The sequence below is a fragment of the Acaryochloris sp. IP29b_bin.137 genome, from assembly GCF_028285745.1.
GTDB lineage: Bacteria > Cyanobacteriota > Cyanobacteriia > Thermosynechococcales > Thermosynechococcaceae > Acaryochloris.
The window spans coordinates 14,481-32,484 of sequence record NZ_JANQOP010000251.1 but is presented as its reverse complement, the minus strand read 5'-3'; the positions used below and the strand labels follow the sequence as shown (position 1 = coordinate 32,484).

Annotated in this window: 19 protein-coding genes; 4 read left to right on the top strand and 15 right to left on the bottom strand. The window is 48.4% G+C overall.

All coding sequences use genetic code 11. The features are described 5' to 3' along the window. Window positions 1-31: 31 nt before the first annotated feature. Together Q0991_RS17825 and phoU are read right to left on the bottom strand one after the other, a co-directional pair. Entirely contained in the window at window positions 32-2,341 is a 2,310-nt protein-coding gene (locus tag Q0991_RS17825; RefSeq protein WP_299490838.1) for a ribonuclease R family protein, read from the bottom strand. 505 nt (window positions 2,342-2,846) lie between these two features. Next, on the bottom strand, window positions 2,847-3,518 hold the full coding sequence (phoU, locus tag Q0991_RS17820; protein WP_299490836.1) for a phosphate signaling complex protein PhoU: 672 nt from the start codon (window positions 3,516-3,518) through the stop codon (window positions 2,847-2,849). 439 nt (window positions 3,519-3,957) lie between these two features. Between phoU and Q0991_RS17815 the strand changes: the two genes are divergently transcribed. Then, window positions 3,958-4,644, top strand: coding sequence for a hypothetical protein (locus tag Q0991_RS17815; protein WP_299490834.1), 687 nt, complete (start codon window positions 3,958-3,960; stop codon window positions 4,642-4,644). A 198-nt stretch (window positions 4,645-4,842) separates the two neighbouring features. Further along, window positions 4,843-5,472 (top strand): CPP1-like family protein, encoded by a 630-nt coding sequence (locus Q0991_RS17810; RefSeq protein WP_299490832.1) that lies wholly within the window; start codon window positions 4,843-4,845, stop codon window positions 5,470-5,472. A gap of 53 nt (window positions 5,473-5,525) precedes the next feature. On the opposite strand, the gene Q0991_RS25245 is transcribed toward Q0991_RS17810, so the two are convergent. The 6 genes from Q0991_RS25245 to Q0991_RS17785 form a co-directional block, all read right to left on the bottom strand. After that, window positions 5,526-5,708: a pentapeptide repeat-containing protein gene (locus Q0991_RS25245; RefSeq protein ID WP_366524999.1), complete on the bottom strand. Its 183-nt coding sequence runs from the start codon at window positions 5,706-5,708 to the stop codon at window positions 5,526-5,528. A 38-nt stretch (window positions 5,709-5,746) separates the two neighbouring features. Further along, on the bottom strand, window positions 5,747-6,688 hold the full coding sequence (locus Q0991_RS17805) for a glycosyltransferase (protein ID WP_299490830.1): 942 nt from the start codon (window positions 6,686-6,688) through the stop codon (window positions 5,747-5,749). 48 nt (window positions 6,689-6,736) lie between these two features. Continuing rightward, window positions 6,737-7,507, bottom strand: a complete 771-nt coding sequence (locus tag Q0991_RS17800; protein WP_299490828.1) for a hypothetical protein — start codon at window positions 7,505-7,507, stop codon at window positions 6,737-6,739. 71 nt (window positions 7,508-7,578) lie between these two features. Next, window positions 7,579-8,235: a Coq4 family protein gene (locus Q0991_RS17795; protein ID WP_299490826.1), complete on the bottom strand. Its 657-nt coding sequence runs from the start codon at window positions 8,233-8,235 to the stop codon at window positions 7,579-7,581. A 298-nt stretch (window positions 8,236-8,533) separates the two neighbouring features. Beyond that, on the bottom strand, window positions 8,534-8,794 hold the full coding sequence (locus Q0991_RS17790; protein WP_299490824.1) for a hypothetical protein: 261 nt from the start codon (window positions 8,792-8,794) through the stop codon (window positions 8,534-8,536). 215 nt (window positions 8,795-9,009) lie between these two features. Beyond that, window positions 9,010-9,300, bottom strand: a complete 291-nt coding sequence (locus Q0991_RS17785; protein WP_299490822.1) for a YiaA/YiaB family inner membrane protein — start codon at window positions 9,298-9,300, stop codon at window positions 9,010-9,012. Between the two features lie 140 nt (window positions 9,301-9,440). On the opposite strand from Q0991_RS17785, the gene Q0991_RS17780 reads away from it, so the two are divergent. Continuing rightward, window positions 9,441-10,445: a hypothetical protein gene (locus Q0991_RS17780; RefSeq protein WP_299490820.1), complete on the top strand. Its 1,005-nt coding sequence runs from the start codon at window positions 9,441-9,443 to the stop codon at window positions 10,443-10,445. 131 nt (window positions 10,446-10,576) lie between these two features. Here Q0991_RS17780 and Q0991_RS17775 read toward each other — a convergent pair whose 3' ends face one another. The 3 genes from Q0991_RS17775 to Q0991_RS17765 are packed head-to-tail and all read right to left on the bottom strand — an operon-like array spanning window position 10,577 to window position 12,299. After that, window positions 10,577-11,041, bottom strand: coding sequence for an HXXEE domain-containing protein (locus Q0991_RS17775; protein ID WP_299490818.1), 465 nt, complete (start codon window positions 11,039-11,041; stop codon window positions 10,577-10,579). A 48-nt stretch (window positions 11,042-11,089) separates the two neighbouring features. Continuing rightward, window positions 11,090-11,845 (bottom strand): segregation/condensation protein A, encoded by a 756-nt coding sequence (locus tag Q0991_RS17770; RefSeq protein WP_299490816.1) that lies wholly within the window; start codon window positions 11,843-11,845, stop codon window positions 11,090-11,092. A gap of 7 nt (window positions 11,846-11,852) precedes the next feature. Next, on the bottom strand, window positions 11,853-12,299 hold the full coding sequence (locus Q0991_RS17765) for a lipopolysaccharide assembly protein LapA domain-containing protein (RefSeq protein WP_299490812.1): 447 nt from the start codon (window positions 12,297-12,299) through the stop codon (window positions 11,853-11,855). Window positions 12,300-12,531: 232 nt separating this feature from the next. Here Q0991_RS17765 and Q0991_RS17760 point away from each other — a divergent pair, with 232 nt between their 5' ends. Further along, the gene (locus Q0991_RS17760) at window positions 12,532-13,311 is read left to right on the top strand and encodes a photosystem II S4 domain protein (RefSeq protein WP_299490810.1); all 780 of its coding nucleotides are present in this window, start codon (window positions 12,532-12,534) and stop codon (window positions 13,309-13,311) included. On the opposite strand, the gene nadB is transcribed toward Q0991_RS17760, so the two are convergent. The 4 genes from nadB to Q0991_RS17740 form a co-directional block, all read right to left on the bottom strand. Then, window positions 13,304-14,992 carry an L-aspartate oxidase gene (gene nadB / locus Q0991_RS17755; RefSeq protein WP_299490807.1) on the bottom strand — a complete coding sequence of 563 codons (1,689 nt, stop codon included), beginning with the start codon at window positions 14,990-14,992 and terminating at the stop codon, window positions 13,304-13,306. The two genes, Q0991_RS17760 and nadB, sit on opposite strands and share 8 nt — an antisense overlap. Before the next feature lie 168 nt (window positions 14,993-15,160). After that, complete coding sequence (gene psbU, locus Q0991_RS17750; protein WP_299490805.1) at window positions 15,161-15,592, bottom strand: photosystem II complex extrinsic protein PsbU; 432 nt, start codon at window positions 15,590-15,592, stop codon at window positions 15,161-15,163. A gap of 139 nt (window positions 15,593-15,731) precedes the next feature. Continuing rightward, window positions 15,732-16,889, bottom strand: a complete 1,158-nt coding sequence (locus Q0991_RS17745; RefSeq protein ID WP_366525000.1) for an adenylate/guanylate cyclase domain-containing protein — start codon at window positions 16,887-16,889, stop codon at window positions 15,732-15,734. A 70-nt stretch (window positions 16,890-16,959) separates the two neighbouring features. Then, the gene (locus tag Q0991_RS17740; protein WP_299490802.1) at window positions 16,960-17,904 is read right to left on the bottom strand and encodes a GDP-L-fucose synthase; all 945 of its coding nucleotides are present in this window, start codon (window positions 17,902-17,904) and stop codon (window positions 16,960-16,962) included. Window positions 17,905-18,004: the final 100 nt, after the last annotated feature.

Below are 18,004 nucleotides of genomic sequence, written 5' to 3'. Positions count from 1 at the left end.
CTCCTTTTGCTTTTGAGAGAGGCAGGATAGGCTATTCTTCTGCTGCCCCCTCGGCAATCTCAGCTTCAACCTCGTCCCCAATCTTTACTGGGGGCTCAATTGTATCCTCTTCTGAGGCTTCACTGCCTCCTCCCACAACAATTAAGTCAATTTGCTGTCGATAATAATCTACGCTCTTGACTTCAACATCTACGCGATCGCCAAGACGATACTGGCATCGATTCTTGCGACCCACTAAGGTTTGCTGGCGGGAGCGATATTCGTACCAATCATCTTTAAGGGAGCTAACGTGGACGAGTCCTTCCACCATCAGCGTTTCGATACGAACAAAGAAACCATAGGACTGGATACCCGTAATAATGCCCTGTAAGACTTCCCCAGTATGGGTTTGCATCTGCTTCGTTTTCTGCAAGCCTGCTAAATCTTGAGAGGCCTGCCGTGCCAAGTTTGCTTGCTCATTTAGGTAGGAGATGGCATCTGTGATTAACGCTTCAAGATGACGCTGTGTTTCAGGTGGGAGAACATTCCAGCTAATTTGGCCATGGCAAGAACTATGTCGCAGGTTTACTTTTTCCTTGGCTCGTGAGGTCCGCCGATCTCGACCTTCAGTTAAAACAGCCTGGAGAATACGCTGATTCAGTAAATCACTGTAGCGATTCAGCGGGGCAGTAAAGTGCCCATAATTATTGACCAGCGCCAGCCCAAAATGAGGCCCGGAGACCGCACTGTATTGGACCGGTTTGAGGGTTGTCTGTAGGAGTTCGAACAGAATCGGAGCCATTTCTGACGATTGGATCGTCTGGCTAAAAGTCTGGAAATCTTGAGGTTGGACCGTTTCTTCCTGTTGTAGGCTCAGGGAGAGTTGAATATTATCGGCTAGCTTGATTAAATCTTGCAAATCCTGGGCATCAGGAGGCGCTTGAATTTGGTAAATTGCGGGGATGGCCAGGGCTTGCAGATGCGAGATAACCAGCTGATTCGCCAGGACTAAACACTCGGTCGCAATGCTGTGAGCTTGAGCAGGGGGAGATAAGATAACCGTGCCTAAATCGCCTTCATCGCCAATCATTTGAGCCGGTTTGGTCGGTAAGCACAAATCGAAACTGCCACGACTAAAGCGGTGGTGACGAACTTTATCGCTAACCGTTTGGAGATGGCTGATAGCTGTTATCACGTCCTTCCCAGGCGCATTATCACCCTCCAGAATCTCCTGCACTTGCTGATAGGAGATATGCCCATCGACATGGATAACGGATGGTTGAATTTCAAACTCTAACACCTCTCCTTCATCACTCAGGGTGATTAAGATTGAAAATGTCAGATGTTCTTTCCCAGGGGTGAGGGCACCTATGCGATCGACACAAATCTCTGGAAATAGAGGCAGGACAGTATCTCCCAAGAACATGGCGGCGCTGCGCTGTCTGGCCTGGCGGTCGATGGGGGAATCGGTGTCGAAATAGTATACTAAGTCGGTCACATGCACTCCCAGCCGCCACTGATTGCCTTTTAGTTTTTCTACAGAAAACGCATGGTCCAGTTGGGTGGGATGGGAATCCGCATCGCCAATGGTATGGGTGGGCACTTTCTGAAGGGCTAATCGTTTCTTTTGATCGGTCTTGCGTAGTTTTTTGGGAAGGGCTTCAGCTGCTTCTATCACAGGATCGGGGAAGCGGCGAGGCAAATCATATTTGCAAAAGACCAGTTCAGTATCTGCTGCCGATTGGGCATCACTGCCAAGGACTTGTGTGACCCGCCCTAAAGGTGACCGTTGACCTAAGGGGTAGCGAACTATTTCAACGTGAACGAGCTGATCGATGGCTGCTTCCAGTTCAGGTCCATCTTCTTCTTGATGCAAAACCAATTCAAAGAGGAGTCGATCATCAAGGGGAACGGCCCGGAATTCGCTCTCGTCTGTCTTTTTGACTCGAGCGATAACGGAGGGATTTGAACGCTCGAGGATCAGTCGAACTTCTCCTTCTGGACTCCGACGACGACGGCCCTCTTTCGTCACCTTGACTAACACCCGGTCACCATTCCAGGCGGTATTGAGTTGACTTTCTCGAATGTAGATATCTTCGGTATCGTCTTCATCTTGGATGGCGAAGCAAAACCCCTTGCTTGAACATCGCAGCTTTCCTTCTATAACCCCATCTTCCGAAAGGCGCTTGTATTTTCCCCGCTCTTTGGTCAGGATACCGACTTTCTCCAGAGCATCCAATGTAATCTGGAGTTGTCTACTATTGTCAGAGGCTTGACAATCTAATTTTTTTTCTAAGGCCTTGGGAGCAAGTAATTTATCATCTGCAAAGTTGTTCAACAGAGCACTAATCGAGAATTCCATGCAATTTTTTGTCCTTCATGATGGCTAGGGCTCGATTCTGTAACGATGCTCATCTCGCGACAGGGGTCTGGTCATAACGTTAGAGACATCAGTATGTCTGGTATGACCTGCGCTTTGAGATTAAGCATGAAACAAACCGTCATGGTTACTCACACTCATATCCATCTACAAGATCTTAGCTGCTCAGTCCCATAAGCATATAAACTATCAAGCTTATGCGGGTGGGCGATACTGGTTCGCAAAGTGCCGAGGGTTTCAATGGACCTCGAGAAGAGGTTTGCGATCGCAGCACTAAGACCAAAGGATAAGGGGTACTGAAAGAAAGTACAGTGTTAGCATCAAATGCTTGAGTGTGGGAACCTGGGACACCCTATAAGTATTGTATGACCTCTTAATCGTTTCTCACAGTGGTCATACTGTCAAACTAAAACTGATTCTAACCAAAATAGCTGATTGCCAATCTTTTTCCTGGGGCCCATCCCATCAGCAAAACCTTGGAGTGCCACTAACGTTGTCCCGTTACAATAAACGCGACCCGTTGACCAATATTAGTGGCATGATCCGCCATTCGTTCTAAAGAACGAATCACTAACATTGACAACAATAAAGGCTCAGTAGAACCAGTAGCAGACTGACTGGCTAGCACCCCATATAGGTTTTCGTAGCAATCATCGACCGCATCATCCTCCACTTTGACCTGTAGACCCACCTTTGCATCCAGTTGAGTTAAGGCGGACAAACTCAAAGCCAACATACTCTGACAGAGTTCCGACATATGCTCGATTTTAGGCATATAGGATGCAACCGGATATGGAAACAGCTTGACGGCTACTTCACCAATGTCCTCGGCATAATCTCCGATTCGCTCTAAATCGCGAATCAGCTGCATCAATGTACCAATCAATCTCAAATCACCTGCAACTGGGGATTGTAGGGCAATCAATTGCAGGCATTGCACCTCAATTTGCTTATAAAATTGATCGATTTGCTTATCTTGGCGCGAGAGGGTATCAACAACCGACAAATCACGATTGAACAACGCTGCATGCGCATAACGGCAGGACTGTTCAACCAAAGCTCCCATACGGAGGACATCCCCTTGAATAGCTTGTACCTGTCGCTCAAACTGACTTCTAATGGGTTTGGTCACGCGGGGTAAAGTGGATTGGATTAACATTTCTTTAATTACTTCTAGTTTAAAACTTCTTCAGGAATCTTGTGCTTTATATTTTATGGATTTAGACGACTCATTCTATCTAAACCAACATCCGATGCTTGGAAATAATCGACCCCCAATTGGGGAAAATCTTAGCGGATTGGAATGGCCCTCAGACGGTCAGCATTCGGGTGATTTTTTCATCAAAAAGTAGGAAGAAACCGGCCAATAAAGAACCCTCGCGATTAACCACAAGAAAGATATAATCAATGGATTGTAAACGGATCATCTTCCTCACGAGTCTAAGCAAAATCAGAGTATTGGTTAGTAGTTCAAAACACACTCTGAACAGAAATTCCGCCTTTAGCAGTTTGTCTGAGCCATCTAGATAAGCCCGTTGGAGGACTATGCTGACTGACGTGCAATCGATTCGATCGAGAGAGTTGCTGGAAGGCAGTTTATGTATTCGCAGTTTCGGTCTCAATATCCCACCGGGAGTCTTATCTCTGAATTACTAAAAGCGGAGCCAGACCACTATGTTGTGCGGGCACTTATTCAGGTGGGGGGAACCATCCTAGCAACTGGGCTCTCCGCTGCTCCCACGGTGGAGGAAGCAGAAGACCATGCCCGTGCTCGAGCCCTAGTGGTTTTGGGAATAGATGCTGCTCCCTTTGAAACTCAAGCTCACTTGATGGGTGATCAGAATCCCGCTCGTTTACAGCCCGCATCCTTATCCGAAGACCTACAGACTATCGCTAATCGGGCCCTTGATGCGGCAGAGTGGGATGATCCCAGCTTGCCAATGTCAGAAATGCCCGTATCTGATTTCGTGGAAGAAGCTGCGCCACCCCGGCGCTCTAGCAATGGGGGCCGTCGACCGAAAACCAAACCTGCTACGTCAAAACGTAAGTCTTCTCGGGCCTCCTCACCTGAGGTTACAGCCCTAGACTCGCCCCTGGATCTGTCGGATATTATTGCCCAAACCGATGTTGAATTGAAGCGTTTGGGATGGACAAGCACCGAGGGACGGCGGCATTTGCAACAAACCTATAACAAGCGTTCCCGCCAGCATCTCACGGATCAAGAATTGCAGGAATTTCTCGATTTTTTGCAATCACAAGCCAATATCGATGAAGCCCCGTTCTAACCTAAAATGTTAAGTTTTAACATGAAATTGCCAGCTTTCACCCCTGGAGTTAGAAAAGATTCTGAAAGTTATGTGCAAGAGTAAATTATGCATATTAGGGTGTAAAGGTGAATCTTTATTGTTAGATTCTAAAGGGAGAGCGTCATTGAACGTTCCGAATCTAACCCAGAATGTGAGTTGGCAGAAGAGTTTAGGGCAATGGAAGAAAAACGCATGAGCGAGCAAAATCCTTATGAAATCCTGGAAGTTGCTGAAAACGCATCTTTCGAAGATATCCAAAATGCTCGAGACCGCATCATTGCTAAGAATCAAGAAGATGAGAAATGCCGACAAATGGTGGAAGCGGCCTATGACTCTGTCTTGATGGACCGCTTGCGGAAGCGGCAAGAAGGAAAAATCAAGGTTCCCGAAGGTATTCGCTTTGCCGAGCGATTGGCTGAGAAGAAGCCTCCCAAGCTCAGTATGCCGCAAATCAACCCATCTCCCAGCTGGCTCCAGCAATCCATCGATCAGCCAGAGAGGCAGGAAGTGGTCATTGTCGGGGCCTGCTATACGGCTTTGGCTGGGTTTGCCCTCCTGTCTCAAACTGTAGATACATTAGCCTTTCTGTTAGCACTGGGTGTTGGATTTAGTCTTTACTGGCTCAACCGAAAAGAACAAAAATTAGGACGCGCATTACTGTTAACCTTAGTTGCGATTGGCTTAGGTGCCCTGATCGGCTCTGCCCTCTTGCAAACAGGCTTACAAACCGATCCGGTTCAGCCGCAAGCCATTTTGAGTTGTGTGATCTTTGTGATGCTGTGGCTGGTGGATAGCTTTCTGCGGTAGAAGCTTCCTGGTTTTTTGCTAAGGGAGCAGCGAATGCACCTTTTGCCAGCGTCCTAACCCACACCCCCTAGGCTTGTTCCTGACTGACGATGCGTCCACCGGGGAAGACCGTTTTGTTTAAAATGGCCTCTTCTAGGGCCTGGATTTTGACTTGTGCGTCTGATTAAGTCAGCCCCGGTAAGGTCCGCTTCTCGTAAATCTGTCTCTCGCAAATTGTTCTGATCACGGCAAGCCACTCCTTGGTGCTCGCTCTTGTTTAGTCCTACAGTTGAAATCAGTCATGGGGGCTAGCCCCTGTTTGCATAAGCTGGGTAAAGGCGCTGCGCGTGCTTTGCACCTGATACCAGTTGAGGAAGATGCGAGAAATTGCCAAGGCAACGGGTGGACGATTATGGTCCACCCAAAAACGCAGCAAAGGCAATAGTGACCGTTCGTTTAACCTGCCATTGAGGGTGAGCAGTCCCCAGAGGCTCCAATGCCAAATCGTCAGTTGAACCATCATTTTGACTTTAACCGTAGGGTGCTTGAGATAAAATTGAGCGCCCGTTCGCCCTCGTTGCTGTTCCTGTTGAATCAAGTGGGGCAGTTGATCCAGGCTAAAGGGGGGATGCCAGTGATAGCCGATGGCGTTCGGCGCCTTGATCAGCTTGAGGCCGAGCTGTTGAAGTCTTACGCCTAACTCTAAATCTTCCCAGCCATATTGCTGAAAACTGGGGTCAAATCCGCCAGCCTTCTCTAGCCAACGACGGGAAATGGCGACATTTCCAGTGGCGAAATAGGCGGCTGAATAGTCTGAAAGTTTATAGGGTTCAGAGGTTGGATCGGCAAAGTTATGGGTTTGAATCACGCGGCCATAGGTAAATAAGCGATCATGCTTTAACCGCTGCTGGGCTTGTTGGAGTGCTTGGGCATGGGCTTGGAGGAATTGGGCTGTGACGACTAAATCGCTATCGATAAAGACGATGGTATCGCCTTGAGCCATTTGGAGACCGAGATTGCGGGCTGTCGCCGGACCTTGGTGGGCTTGGTTGCTATGGCGTAGATAAGGAACTGACTGAGTTCGTAACCAGGGCATCGTATCGTCCGTAGAGCCATCATCCACCACGATGACTTCGTAGATATGTGGGGATATTAGGTCCTGAGAAAAGAGTGCTGCCAAGCATTTTTGCAAAATCGGCAGCCGATTGTAGGTGGGGATGATGACACTAAAGAACAAATTGTGATTGTTAGGGGATTGGTGTTTAGGATAGCGTGTTGGTTTGGACTAAGCGGCTTTAACAAAGCGGAGCAACTCACGCACTTGATTTAAGAATTGAGCATCTTCGCTAAGCTGTGAGATCGCATTCTCCGCATCCTTCACTATCTGATCATGCTCGACCTGGTTATTTACTGTGAGGGTTTCGAGAGCCGTCATCACGCGATTAAGATCTTGACGAACAGACGCCCATTGTCGCTGTTGTCCACTTATCCAGGAGGTTGGATCCTCTAGATTTAAGCGCTGGATCAGGCTCTCCGTTAGCTTTTCCTGCATGGCTACTCGGCCTCTTAACTCCAGCATATCCTCACGAGGATACTTACATTGGCGTTGAATCATTGATAGGCGCTTGGCCAGAAAATAGTAGGCGCGAATACTAGGGCGCAATACAGTTAACAGGAGTGCAGCGAGGGAACCAAAATAGCCAATAGCGCTAATATGCCACCAAGCAAGACCAAAAAGACCTGCTGCGGACGTGCCATGTAATGCTAATGCGACCCATAAACTTCTTCGGCCTACCATCACGGCATACTGCCGTTGCTCTGAATCAACTTGAATCCCTTTTTCTAGGGACAGGTTAATCTCTGCCACCACTTCTCGGGCTTGGAAATGGACGTTCCAGGGAACCGTGGTAATGGTGACTAACCATCCAAAGATGGCGAGACCCATTATCCAATCCACAAACTGAATGGTGGCAATATCAGCCCAGCTCACCACGCCATAACTGGCTAGAACGATCAATGCTAGAAAGGCTAATAATCCAAGGGCGATATATCTCATCGTCTTGTGCTCCTTATGTCTTGATTGAATGAAAAGGGCAGTCCAGGATCGGGGGTGGACTGCCTCAGATCTCAACTTGTGAAACCCAGCTCTTGCTGCCATTGCTGCAATGGCTTTTCCCATTGCTCTTCCCACTTTTGGGACAGTAAAGGCTGGGTTCGCAGTCCCAACTGGTACCCCTGGGAAATCGTTGGCAGCAGAGTGGCAAGGGTATCAGGTGTTTTTAACAGGGCCTTGAGTAAGCCAAAGGTGAGCAAAACCAAGGCCATTGGGCGGCGGGTTTGGGCAAGTTCAAAGGCTTTGAGGCCCAATTCTCCAGCCACATCGGTGCTAAATCCGGTAATCAGATGCCAAATATCGTGGGTTTGGCGGAGTCGGAGGAGGATGTAGCTGGCATCGTCTTGAACTGAGATCGCACGGTAAAACTCTGGGTCAAACCCCGCCTCCGTCAATGAGGCGGCGTAGCAATAGCCCAATGAGTCTTGGGGATACTGCAGCAGTGCTTCAAGATTGGGTGAAGGGGCAATATAGCGATCTTGCACCAGCTGAGCAGTATCAACATCGGTATTAATAAAGTCCACCGCGAGTTGCATAGCTTGGGTTCCGTAGAGCCCATCTTCAATGTCATAGACCGATTCGGTATTGCTGGGATTGCGGAGGAGTGAAATAACACCTTTACCAATGCTGAGGGCATTGCGGGAAGTCGTAAGAGGGTGAGTCAGAAGCATGATCTAAGTCCTGGTTTGTATAGAAGGTTCAGTCGCGAGGGACACTCGAAAAGCCTGTTTTTTGGGCCAGTGATCCCTCATTTTGGTGTTGGCAGCTCTGTCATCTCAGTCGAACTCAATCACAAACCTTGTAAGCGTTTGGGTGATATATATTTCGAAAGCTGGCGGATCATCACTTTGTGATTGAGATTATTTTTGGCACTGAGTGGGTAGATATACCGCTATTCAACGAAAACAGATCTGATAAATCGTTGAGCTAGATAGAGTTGGGTGGCTTCAGAAGAAGTCTTTAGGGACATTATTGTGCTGCTGATTGGAATTGCAGTCGGAGAACATCAATCAGAAAAAGGGTTACCAGTAAGCCGTATAAGCCGAGAATGAATGGATAAGTATCCCAATGTAACCACAAGCCATTGCAATTCTCAGGCTGGAGAAATCTTTGAATAAAGTTCTTGCTGCACTGAGTGATGCCGTAATATCCAGAATCTTCAGGGCTTAAAAGAATGGCAAGCGTTTGAATACTGAAGACGGGATACATCAATCTGGCAGAATACTTCATCCGTTGTGCCTTGATGCAGATAATCGTTAATATTATCCAGACGACGAGATAAAAATGAGTTACTACAAAAAGGATCAATAGAGCTGAATAGCCACCGGAAGAGAACCCAAAAGCTAGACAACTGATCAGCATATACGCTGTCATATATAGCCAAAATTTAGGAGGTGATAGCTGTTTAGTTTGCAGATGCATAATTTTGTCCTCAGTTGAAAGGGTCATGAGTTGAAAGGGTCATGTTCGGCTAGCAGTTTTTCTAACTTGGCTTCATCCAGGCGGCTGAGCACCCGCTTCGACTCTTCAACGTCGCGGATGGTCTTGGACAAGCTGATCGTGGAGCCGATGGAAAATAAGGTTCCCATGCCCAAGTAACCCTTCATCCAAGGGTTGACGGGCAGATAGACGATGCCAATAGCGGTGGCGGCAATGGAAACAGTGAAGGAAATCCAGGTTTGGGCAATCCAAGCGCTGGTATGAACCGTGGGGGTAGTGATTTGTTTGTCGCTCATAATGGCCTCCGAAGGGCTTGATTAGATTAATTGCATTCTGGCTTCTGTCCGGGTGAGGCCACAATGATTTCACCGTAAGGCTTTGAAGCAATATCAGGGCCAAGAACTATACTGAAAGAGGGTGAAGTGAGGTGAAGTAATTGAATACTGAAGAGCTGGATCAATGGTGGCCTCCTGAATGGCAGCAGCAAACCGTGGGGAAATTGATTCAGCGGGTCGGGCTAACTCGGATTCGAGCGGAGAGCTTTGTGCGTCTATGGATTTACGCTCTTGTAACAGAGCAGCTAGCCAATAATCCTCGTTTGCGGCCTCCCCTTGAGGCCCTGGTCTTGCCCACCCAAACAGTCATCTGTACCCATCGGCAAGCGGCAGATCTGTTCTACTTTGATAAGGATCAAGGCAGCGATCGCGCCGCCGGGATGATGCTAGATAAGCTAGCCGCCCTGGGTCTGATCCAGAAGCAGTTTGACGGCAATACCACCTGGATCGAAATTCAGCCGATGCCGGAAGGGTGGGACGCCTCTGAGGAGATGGTAGAGTTAAAAACCGATGACTTTGACCCTCGCTGCGACGCTATTCCAGTGGCTAACTTGTTAGCCCGCAACTATAACTGGATGAACCAAAATTCTGAGACGGCTCCGCACTGCATTACGTTAAAACTCCGGCAGTGGGCTAGGCAGTATGGCTCAGGGATGAGAGTGTTGCGACAGGTCACTACCCTGAATCCTGTAGGCTTTTATTTGCTCTATCCGACGGACAGTGGCTCCGACGTAAATTTCTTCTCGGCACCGAGTAAGGGTCTGCATTTGAGTACCTTGACGGAGGTGGATCCATTTCAAATGGCAACACCAGGTGATCCAAACTGTGTGTCGGTTTACGTGCGGAGTTGGATGATTGATCCCCTCTACTGGGACGTATATCAAGTTCCGTTGCTACTGGATACGCAGGAAACGTTGCGGCGGATGCAGCAGGATTTTCCCAATCTCTGTGATTTACACACTTTAGTTATTCACCCCATCTACGAGAAAATGGGGGCGATGTTGGGCTTTCAAAAAACAAGCCTAGATGCCACCAGCTCAATGTATTGGATGTACCGTCCCCTAGACCGCTTTTTGGCGCTAGATTTACAAGCCCTCAAGAAATAGAGGCTATTGATCAGCTAAAGATAGGCACTGCTGAACGCTCTACCGTTCTACTCAGATGTGCTTGGCAGGAGCAGGAGGTGGAAGCTTGATGTATTTGCCGTTATTGGGTACCGCCGATGAATAGAGATGGATCACTTTGATAGACGGTTCATCTCTTGCACAACCATCCAATACAACCCTATCGAGATCAATAATCCGATTGCCCCGCTAATGACTAACTCATATAACTTGAAGAGGTGATGGGTGTTGGCTAGACTGTAGGCCCAGATGCTAAAAGGTACCATCAGGAACAGTCCTGTCCAAATCCCAGGTCGCAGCTTATGGTTTTTCCAACTCAATCCCACATGATCTAGGAATGGATGGGTCAACCCTATGGCAGGCAAGATACCGCTCAGAATTGGCCATCGCCAGCCGACAATGGCTAAGCCCACAACGAAGACAAAGATAATGAAATTTTCCAGAATAAAAAAGCGAGTCGATTGCACTACTTGTAGCTTCGAGGTTGCCTTTTGGTATTCGGGTAGCCAACCTTCTTCAAAGGTATGGATAATGATGGCGAAAGCGATGAGCCAAATTGCTAAATCTTTAACATCCATAAGCGGTTTATGGCTTATGACAAGAGTGCTTGCCAATGGGTTTGTACTTCAAGAAGCAGCAGACTTGAGATTAGGCAAGAGTTCTACCGGAGCAGGCGAAGACTTTAAGGGTTTGAGCCTCAGATCCACATAGAATTCATTTTGTTCTAACTCTACTTTGGATTGAGCGCAAAGCAAGAGCAATGCCCAGAATACGCCAACCCGATCATTCATAAAGGACAGTAGCTCTTCAAAATCTAGCCAATCTTGATGGGGATCTAAGCGAGCAAAAATTTCTTCTAGCTGTTCTGCAACTTCAGATAAATTTTCTTGGTGCGCAAGTTGGGAAATGGCTTTCATGGACTTCGCCTTAGACACTCGCCGCACCTTGCGTACCCGAGGCCGCTGGGCTTGGCGCTCAACCGCCACCGCCATAAGTTCTAGTTGGTTAATCAGCTCCGTCAGGGTTACCCGCCGTCGCTGGGGTGGGCGAGCGACTGGACGACGCAGCAAGCATCCCTCCAAAGGAGAGGGCAGTCCATTTCCCTCAGCTTGTGAATTGTCAAACAAAAACAGCTCCATCTCGTCGGGTTCTTCGGGCTCTTCAATCAAGTCACCTAGGGTTTCAGCCTTGAGCAACACCAACATCGAGGCATAGAGAAAGGCTTGCCCTGAATCTGACAGTTCCTGCGAGTCTTGGTAGGACAGCTGACTCAAGAATCGATCAAAGACATCGATCACCTGCACATCCCACGGATCAATTTCACCCCGTTGGGCGAGATCGATCAACATGGAAATGGCGTTATGGGCGAAGGAATGGCTCATCGGTGATTTAGTCTGTAACGAGATCGGATGGCGGGGGGGTAATCACAGCAGTCTGAGGGGCTGAAGGGGTGACCACAGAGGCGATTTGTGGTTCAGATAGGACTGCTACGGAATCGGTCGAGGGAACTCTGGTTGACTGGCTTGGCAGGAGTAAACGTTGTTCTTCCAGTTCAGCTTTATAGCGCTCGAGGTCTGTTTGTAAGGATTCAATTTCTACCTCTCTCGCCTGTAAAGCTTGGCGGGTGACAAAAAGTTCTTGCACTGTTGTCCACACACTAAACACCCAAGCCAAGACAGCGCCAATACCTAAGGTAATGATCAGCTCAATTGATAAAGGAGCTGTCAGTTGGACCCCCTTGACGACTTTGATACTGACTAGCTGAGTATTTTCGATGGCAAATAAGACCACTGCCAGACAAATCACAAAGATCAGAGTAAAGTTGACCTGCCGCATTTGCTAACTCCCAAAGTGTCGTAATTCTGCAATTCTAGCGATTCTCTCCCGTCAACAAGGTAGAGATGAGGTCTATTTGTAAACTAAACGTTTGAAATATTTTTTCAAAGCTTAGCAGGTCTGGCGAGATTTCGGCAGTTTCCTTTAGAGGAATCTTAAAGTTCAGGCTTGTTAGGATAACAATACCGTGTTCTTTTCTTGACATTTCCATTTCTAAGTCAATTTTTTACGAATGCTACCCAAAGCAAAATTATTACAAGGAACGGAATATACAGACTGCATGTCTCGTCTTCTGGATCAGGCAACCCAGGCCCTAAAAACATGGGAGGTTGTGATTTCTAGTTTCCTCTCACCGCCAGAATTAGCGGAAGCTGAACACCTTCTGGGTTCCTTGACGGAATTATCTGTCCTGGCTTGGGGGGGATATCCGCAAGCGGAGCGAAAACGACTAGCGATCGCACGCTCTGATCTCCCGCTGGATCGCCCTCAGGTTGAGCTTGCGGCCCTCAGTATTTCAGGTAATTTTCTGTTCGATCCAGCGACCCATCGAGATTTCTTGGGCGCGATTTTAGGAACGGGGATTGTCCGAGATCAGGTGGGTGATATTTTGGTGCTGGGGGAACGAGGAGCCCAAGCGATCGCAGCCCCGCAACTCGTGCCATTTTTAGAAACCCACCTCACCCAAGTGCGCACTGTCCCTGTGCAAGTAGAACCCATTCCCTTTGAACAGCTTAAGGTACGAGAACCCCGCTGTAAGGAGATGACAACGGTAGAGGCCTCTATGAGGCTGGATGCGATCTCATCGGCGGGTTTCGGGCTCTCTCGCAACAAAATGGTGAATCTGATCAACACCGGAGACGTCCGGGTCAATTGGAAAGAAATTTCCCAAGCCAGTTATGCCCTCAAAACCGGCGACCTCGTCACGATCCGAGGCAAAGGCCGTCTAGAACTAGGTGAGGTGCAGATCACCAAAAAAGAACGGTATCGGATTCAGCTCAAGCGGTTTAGCTAACGGATGAGTCAAGGGGGCGCTGAATACAGTTTTCCCCTTCTATCACCGTATGGGTTTGCCATGCAGGATCAGCGTCAGGAAAGTCGGCTCGGTAGTGTCCTCCCCGACTTTCCGTACGGAATTCGGAGCTTTTTAAGATTAAATAACCAATATCAAGTAGATTTTGGGTCTCAGCCCACTTGCGAACCATAACATCAGAAACATCAACCTTCGCCAAGTCCATTCCCTGGCCAGGTTTTAGGTTCACCAGATGCTGCGACAACGGCAGCTCCAGAAAGTCCTGTCGCCAACTGACGACTTGATTCAGTGCCATTTGCATCTGGTCTCCAGTGCGAGAGATGCCTGCACATTTCCAAAGTAACTCCGGTAGTTGATGCCGCAGTTGATCACAAGCCAATTCTTGCTGCTGCCAGTCCCGTGAGTCGCGATTGATGTCCTGCAGCGATGGTGGGGGTTCTACCGAGGGATTAGGCAGTTGCAGATCCGCAAATTGGGCGGCGAAAACGAGACATTCCAGTAAGGAATTGCTGGCTAGTCGGTTGGCGCCATGTACGCCCGTACTGGCGACCTCACCCACTGCATACAAACCAGGGACAGAGGTTTGGCTGTGTAAATCCGTTGTAATCCCGCCCATCCAGTAGTGAGCCGCCGGGGATACAGGAATAGGGTCTTGAAAAACATCCACTCTCCACTTCCGGCAGACTTGAATAATTTTGGGAAATCGTCTTTGAATCTGCTCAGGCGGAATCGGGCGCAAATCTAACAACACATGCTCCACACCTGCGTCTGGTTGAGATTGTAAATGGGTAAAAATTGAGCGACTGACGACATCTCTAGGTGCCAACTCTCCCTGAGGGTGATAGTCAAACATAAACCGATAGCCTGTGCTATCGAGTAAATGTGCCCCTTCCCCCCTGACCGCTTCACTAATTAAAAATCTAGGGGCACCCGATAGTTTCAAAGCAGTCGGATGAAATTGGAAAAACTCTAGATCTCGAAGTTGGACCCCAGCCCGCCAGCCCATGGCAACGCCGTCCCCAGTGCTGAGGGCAGGATTGGTCGTTTGAGCGAAAACCTGCCCCCCTCCGCCCGTCGCTAAGATAACGACTGGGGCCGCGACCCAAAAAATTCGACCGGCAGACAGCAAGCAGACCCCTTGACAGCGATCAGCTTGGGGATGCAGCCAGAGGTCTAGCGTAAATGTATCTGCTAAGACTTCAATATTTGACCGCTGCCACACCTGTGCGGTCAAGGTCTTAATTAACGCTCTTCCCGTTGTATCTGCAGCATGGAGGACGCGAGGACGAGAATGGGCGGCCTCTAAGGTCATTGCCAGCTGCTGATCTTGGCGACGGTCAAAAGCAATGCCCATCTTAAGTAGGGCTTGGACTTGAGCCGGGGCCTGATGAACGAGAAAATTGACTGCACTGCGCTCACAGAGGCCTACCCCTGCCTGCAAGGTATCCTGCGCATGGAGTTCCGGTGAATCGTTATCATCAAAAGCAGCGGCAATGCCGCCTTGTGCCCAATCACTCGCGGAGCGTGACAAGGTGTCTTTGGTGATTAAACCCACCCGAAAATGGGAGGGTAAGGATAAGGCTGTGTAGAGGCCCGCAGCACCGCCACCCACGACCAAAACATCAAATCTTTGCGAGAAAGGGGAAGGCAACTCTTGTGGCAACGTTCAAAATAACTCGTTGTGAGTAGAACAAATATCGTTTCTGAAAAAATGCTCTCTGCCCAACAGTCGTTGATCCAACAACGGCTCAGGCAGAGAGCTGAATGTTAAGCGCTGATAGTGATAGCAGTTTGACCCTGCATCAACCGATCAGCAACCGAAAATAAACAATTAACGAAAAGGCTTGTAAACTCCAGGATTATAACGATCCTGACCACCCACCAGAGAAGGATCGGGATCGGTAATGGTAAAGTTGCCAAGGTTATCTTGCAAAGCTTTCTTCTGCTGGTCAGTTAAACCATCGATTTGTAGAACTTCTTCTACGCTGCTGTAAGGGGCATTTTGGACTACTTTACCAGCAACAGTGGGGTATAAACCCTTATACTTCATGAAAGCCAGAACATTGGTGTTGTTGACATCAATTTTCTGACCAAAGTCAGTTTCTAGCTTTGCATCAATCGGGTTGCGGTAAGCACCTGCAAGCACAACTGTCGGTCCAGTTTGTAAACCCAACGCATTTACAGGTTGAGACCAACCCAAGAAGCTGAGACCAATGGCCACAGCTAGACCAATCAAACCGAATCGACGGACAAACGAACGCATTTCCTTAAGTACCTCCCTGTCTCAGAGATTTCAACACAGCTCTTAGTAGAGCCTATCATCAACTACAGACTCCAACCCACAAAAATTTTTTGTTAGGGTATCGTTTTCTGAAATTTGTCTTTTCAATACACCAATATTACTACTGGTTGGTCTCTAAAAATGTTTTGAGTTCAGGAAAAGAGCAAGCATATGCTGGCTTGGGGTTTTCATATCCCTTTAATTGCACTGTAAATTGGCGTAAGGGCAAATCCTCGCTCTGCCACGCTTGCATATGTTGAAAGGTGGTCGCTCCGACCGCGATATCGAGACCAATTTGTTTGGTACTGGTTTCCAAGCGAAACGCGGCATTAACGGTATCTCCCAAGACAGTATAGTCGGGGCGATCCCCACTACCCGTATTGCCGACCATGCCATATCCTGTATTAACTCCAGCCCCAATTTTTAAGGGGAAGGGTAATGGATAGACCAAGTGGAGCTTTTGGGTCATTTCATTGAGCTGATGTAAGGCGTGGAAGGGTTGCTGAAGTTCCTGACGACTCACCTCTTGGGTGCCATGCATCCACACCGCCATAACGGCATCACCAATATACTTATCGACCCAACTGCCATGGGCTCGGATAATATCCCCGGCTTTACGAAACCAAGTTCCCACCACTTCGGAGAGCAGACGTTCATCTAACTTACGGGTCAGGCCCGTAAAATTTCGAATATCAACCACCAAGACTGAAATCAACCGCCGGACATGCAGCAAAGCTGTAACTGGGGCGTCTGGCAAGCCTTGAGTCGCCGTAGATAGACGAACTGCACCAGGGTTGTAAAAGTCAACGTTTGTTTGGCCGAAGGTGAGCTTATCTCCATGTTTCAAAGAAATGGGGACACTGACTCGGCGACCATTGACAAAAGAACCATTGTGACTGCCTAAATCAATGAGATATAGCTCCCCCGTTCCCATGGACTGCAGCATGGCATGGTTACGAGACATCCATTGGTCTGGCAGAACAATGGCATTGTCTGATCCTCGACCAATGGTCCAATACAAATTCCCGACCAGGTCTACTTGATAACGTCCTGATTCGCATTGAACCTCTAGGTACGGATGGTGGGTTTCACGCTTTGTTGGGGAGAGTAGGGGGCGGGATAATGCTTCCGTCGAACCCTCAAGTTGGGAGTAAGAATGGCCTAATCCATCTCGGAGCTGCGCTATCTCTTGTTGCTGCTGAAGAATAAGCGTAATGAGCTGCTCGCGAGTGAATTCGGTCAGAGTTTGAGCATTAAAAGATGGCGATATCTCACCAATATCGGGAAGTGATATCGTCTCACGTGCAGAAACCTCCCTGCCAATCTTGGCAGGGTGTCTCTGCTTAGCGTTACTCGGGGTGTTGTCGGTACCAATCAATGGTGTTCTGTAATCCCTGCTTTAGACTAAAGTTGGCAGTAAAGCCAAACTTTTCCTTGGCTTTAGTTGTATCTAAACAACGCCGAGGCTGGCCATTTGGCTTATCGGTTAACCAGATCACTTCACCTTGAAAGTCCATCAACTGGCAAATGATAGTGACGAGATCGCGAATGGAAACTTCGGATCCAGTCCCCAAGTTGATGGGGTCAGATTCGTTGTAATGCTCCATTGCCATTATTATTCCCCGCGCAGCGTCTTCAGAGTACAGAAATTCACGAGTGGGCTTCCCATCTCCCCATACTTCTATTTGGGTCGCCCCAGATTGTTGGGCTTCGTGCACCTTACGAATGAGAGCTGGGATGACATGGGAACTTTGGGGGTTGAAATTGTCCTCGGGACCGTACAAGTTTACAGGCAACAAATAAACCCCATTAAAGCCATACTGTTGGCGGTAAGCTTGTAATTGAACGAGTAAGGCTTTCTTGGCGACGCCGTAGGGGGCATTCGTCTCTTCGGGATAGCCGTCCCATAAGGCTTCTTCTAGAAAGGGGACGGGCGTAAATTTGGGATAGGCGCAGATTGTGCCAACGCAAACGAACTTTTCGACCTTGACTTCATAGGCTGCATGAATCAGCTGAGCCCCCATCATTAAGTTGTCATAGAACAGCTCTGCTGGCTTGATTTGATTCAATCCAATTCCGCCCACATGGGCGGCTAAATGAATAACGATATCTTGGTCTTTGACGACGTCTTGACAAGCACTTAAGATACGCAGATCGCAGGTGGACGAGCGCGGGATGGAAATATTGTCGAGTTGAGCCCCAGCTTTTTGCAGTTGGGCAATGACTTGGCGGCCCAGGAAACCTGCACCACCAGTGACTAGGATCTTTTTATGGGCGAGAGTAGGTGTAGTCATGATTATGTTTTGTCAAATACAGTTCTTGACGGACAACCGAATTAAGCTGGGAATGCTAGGCTAGTAATGCTAGTTTAGATATTCTCGTTTATTCTTTCAG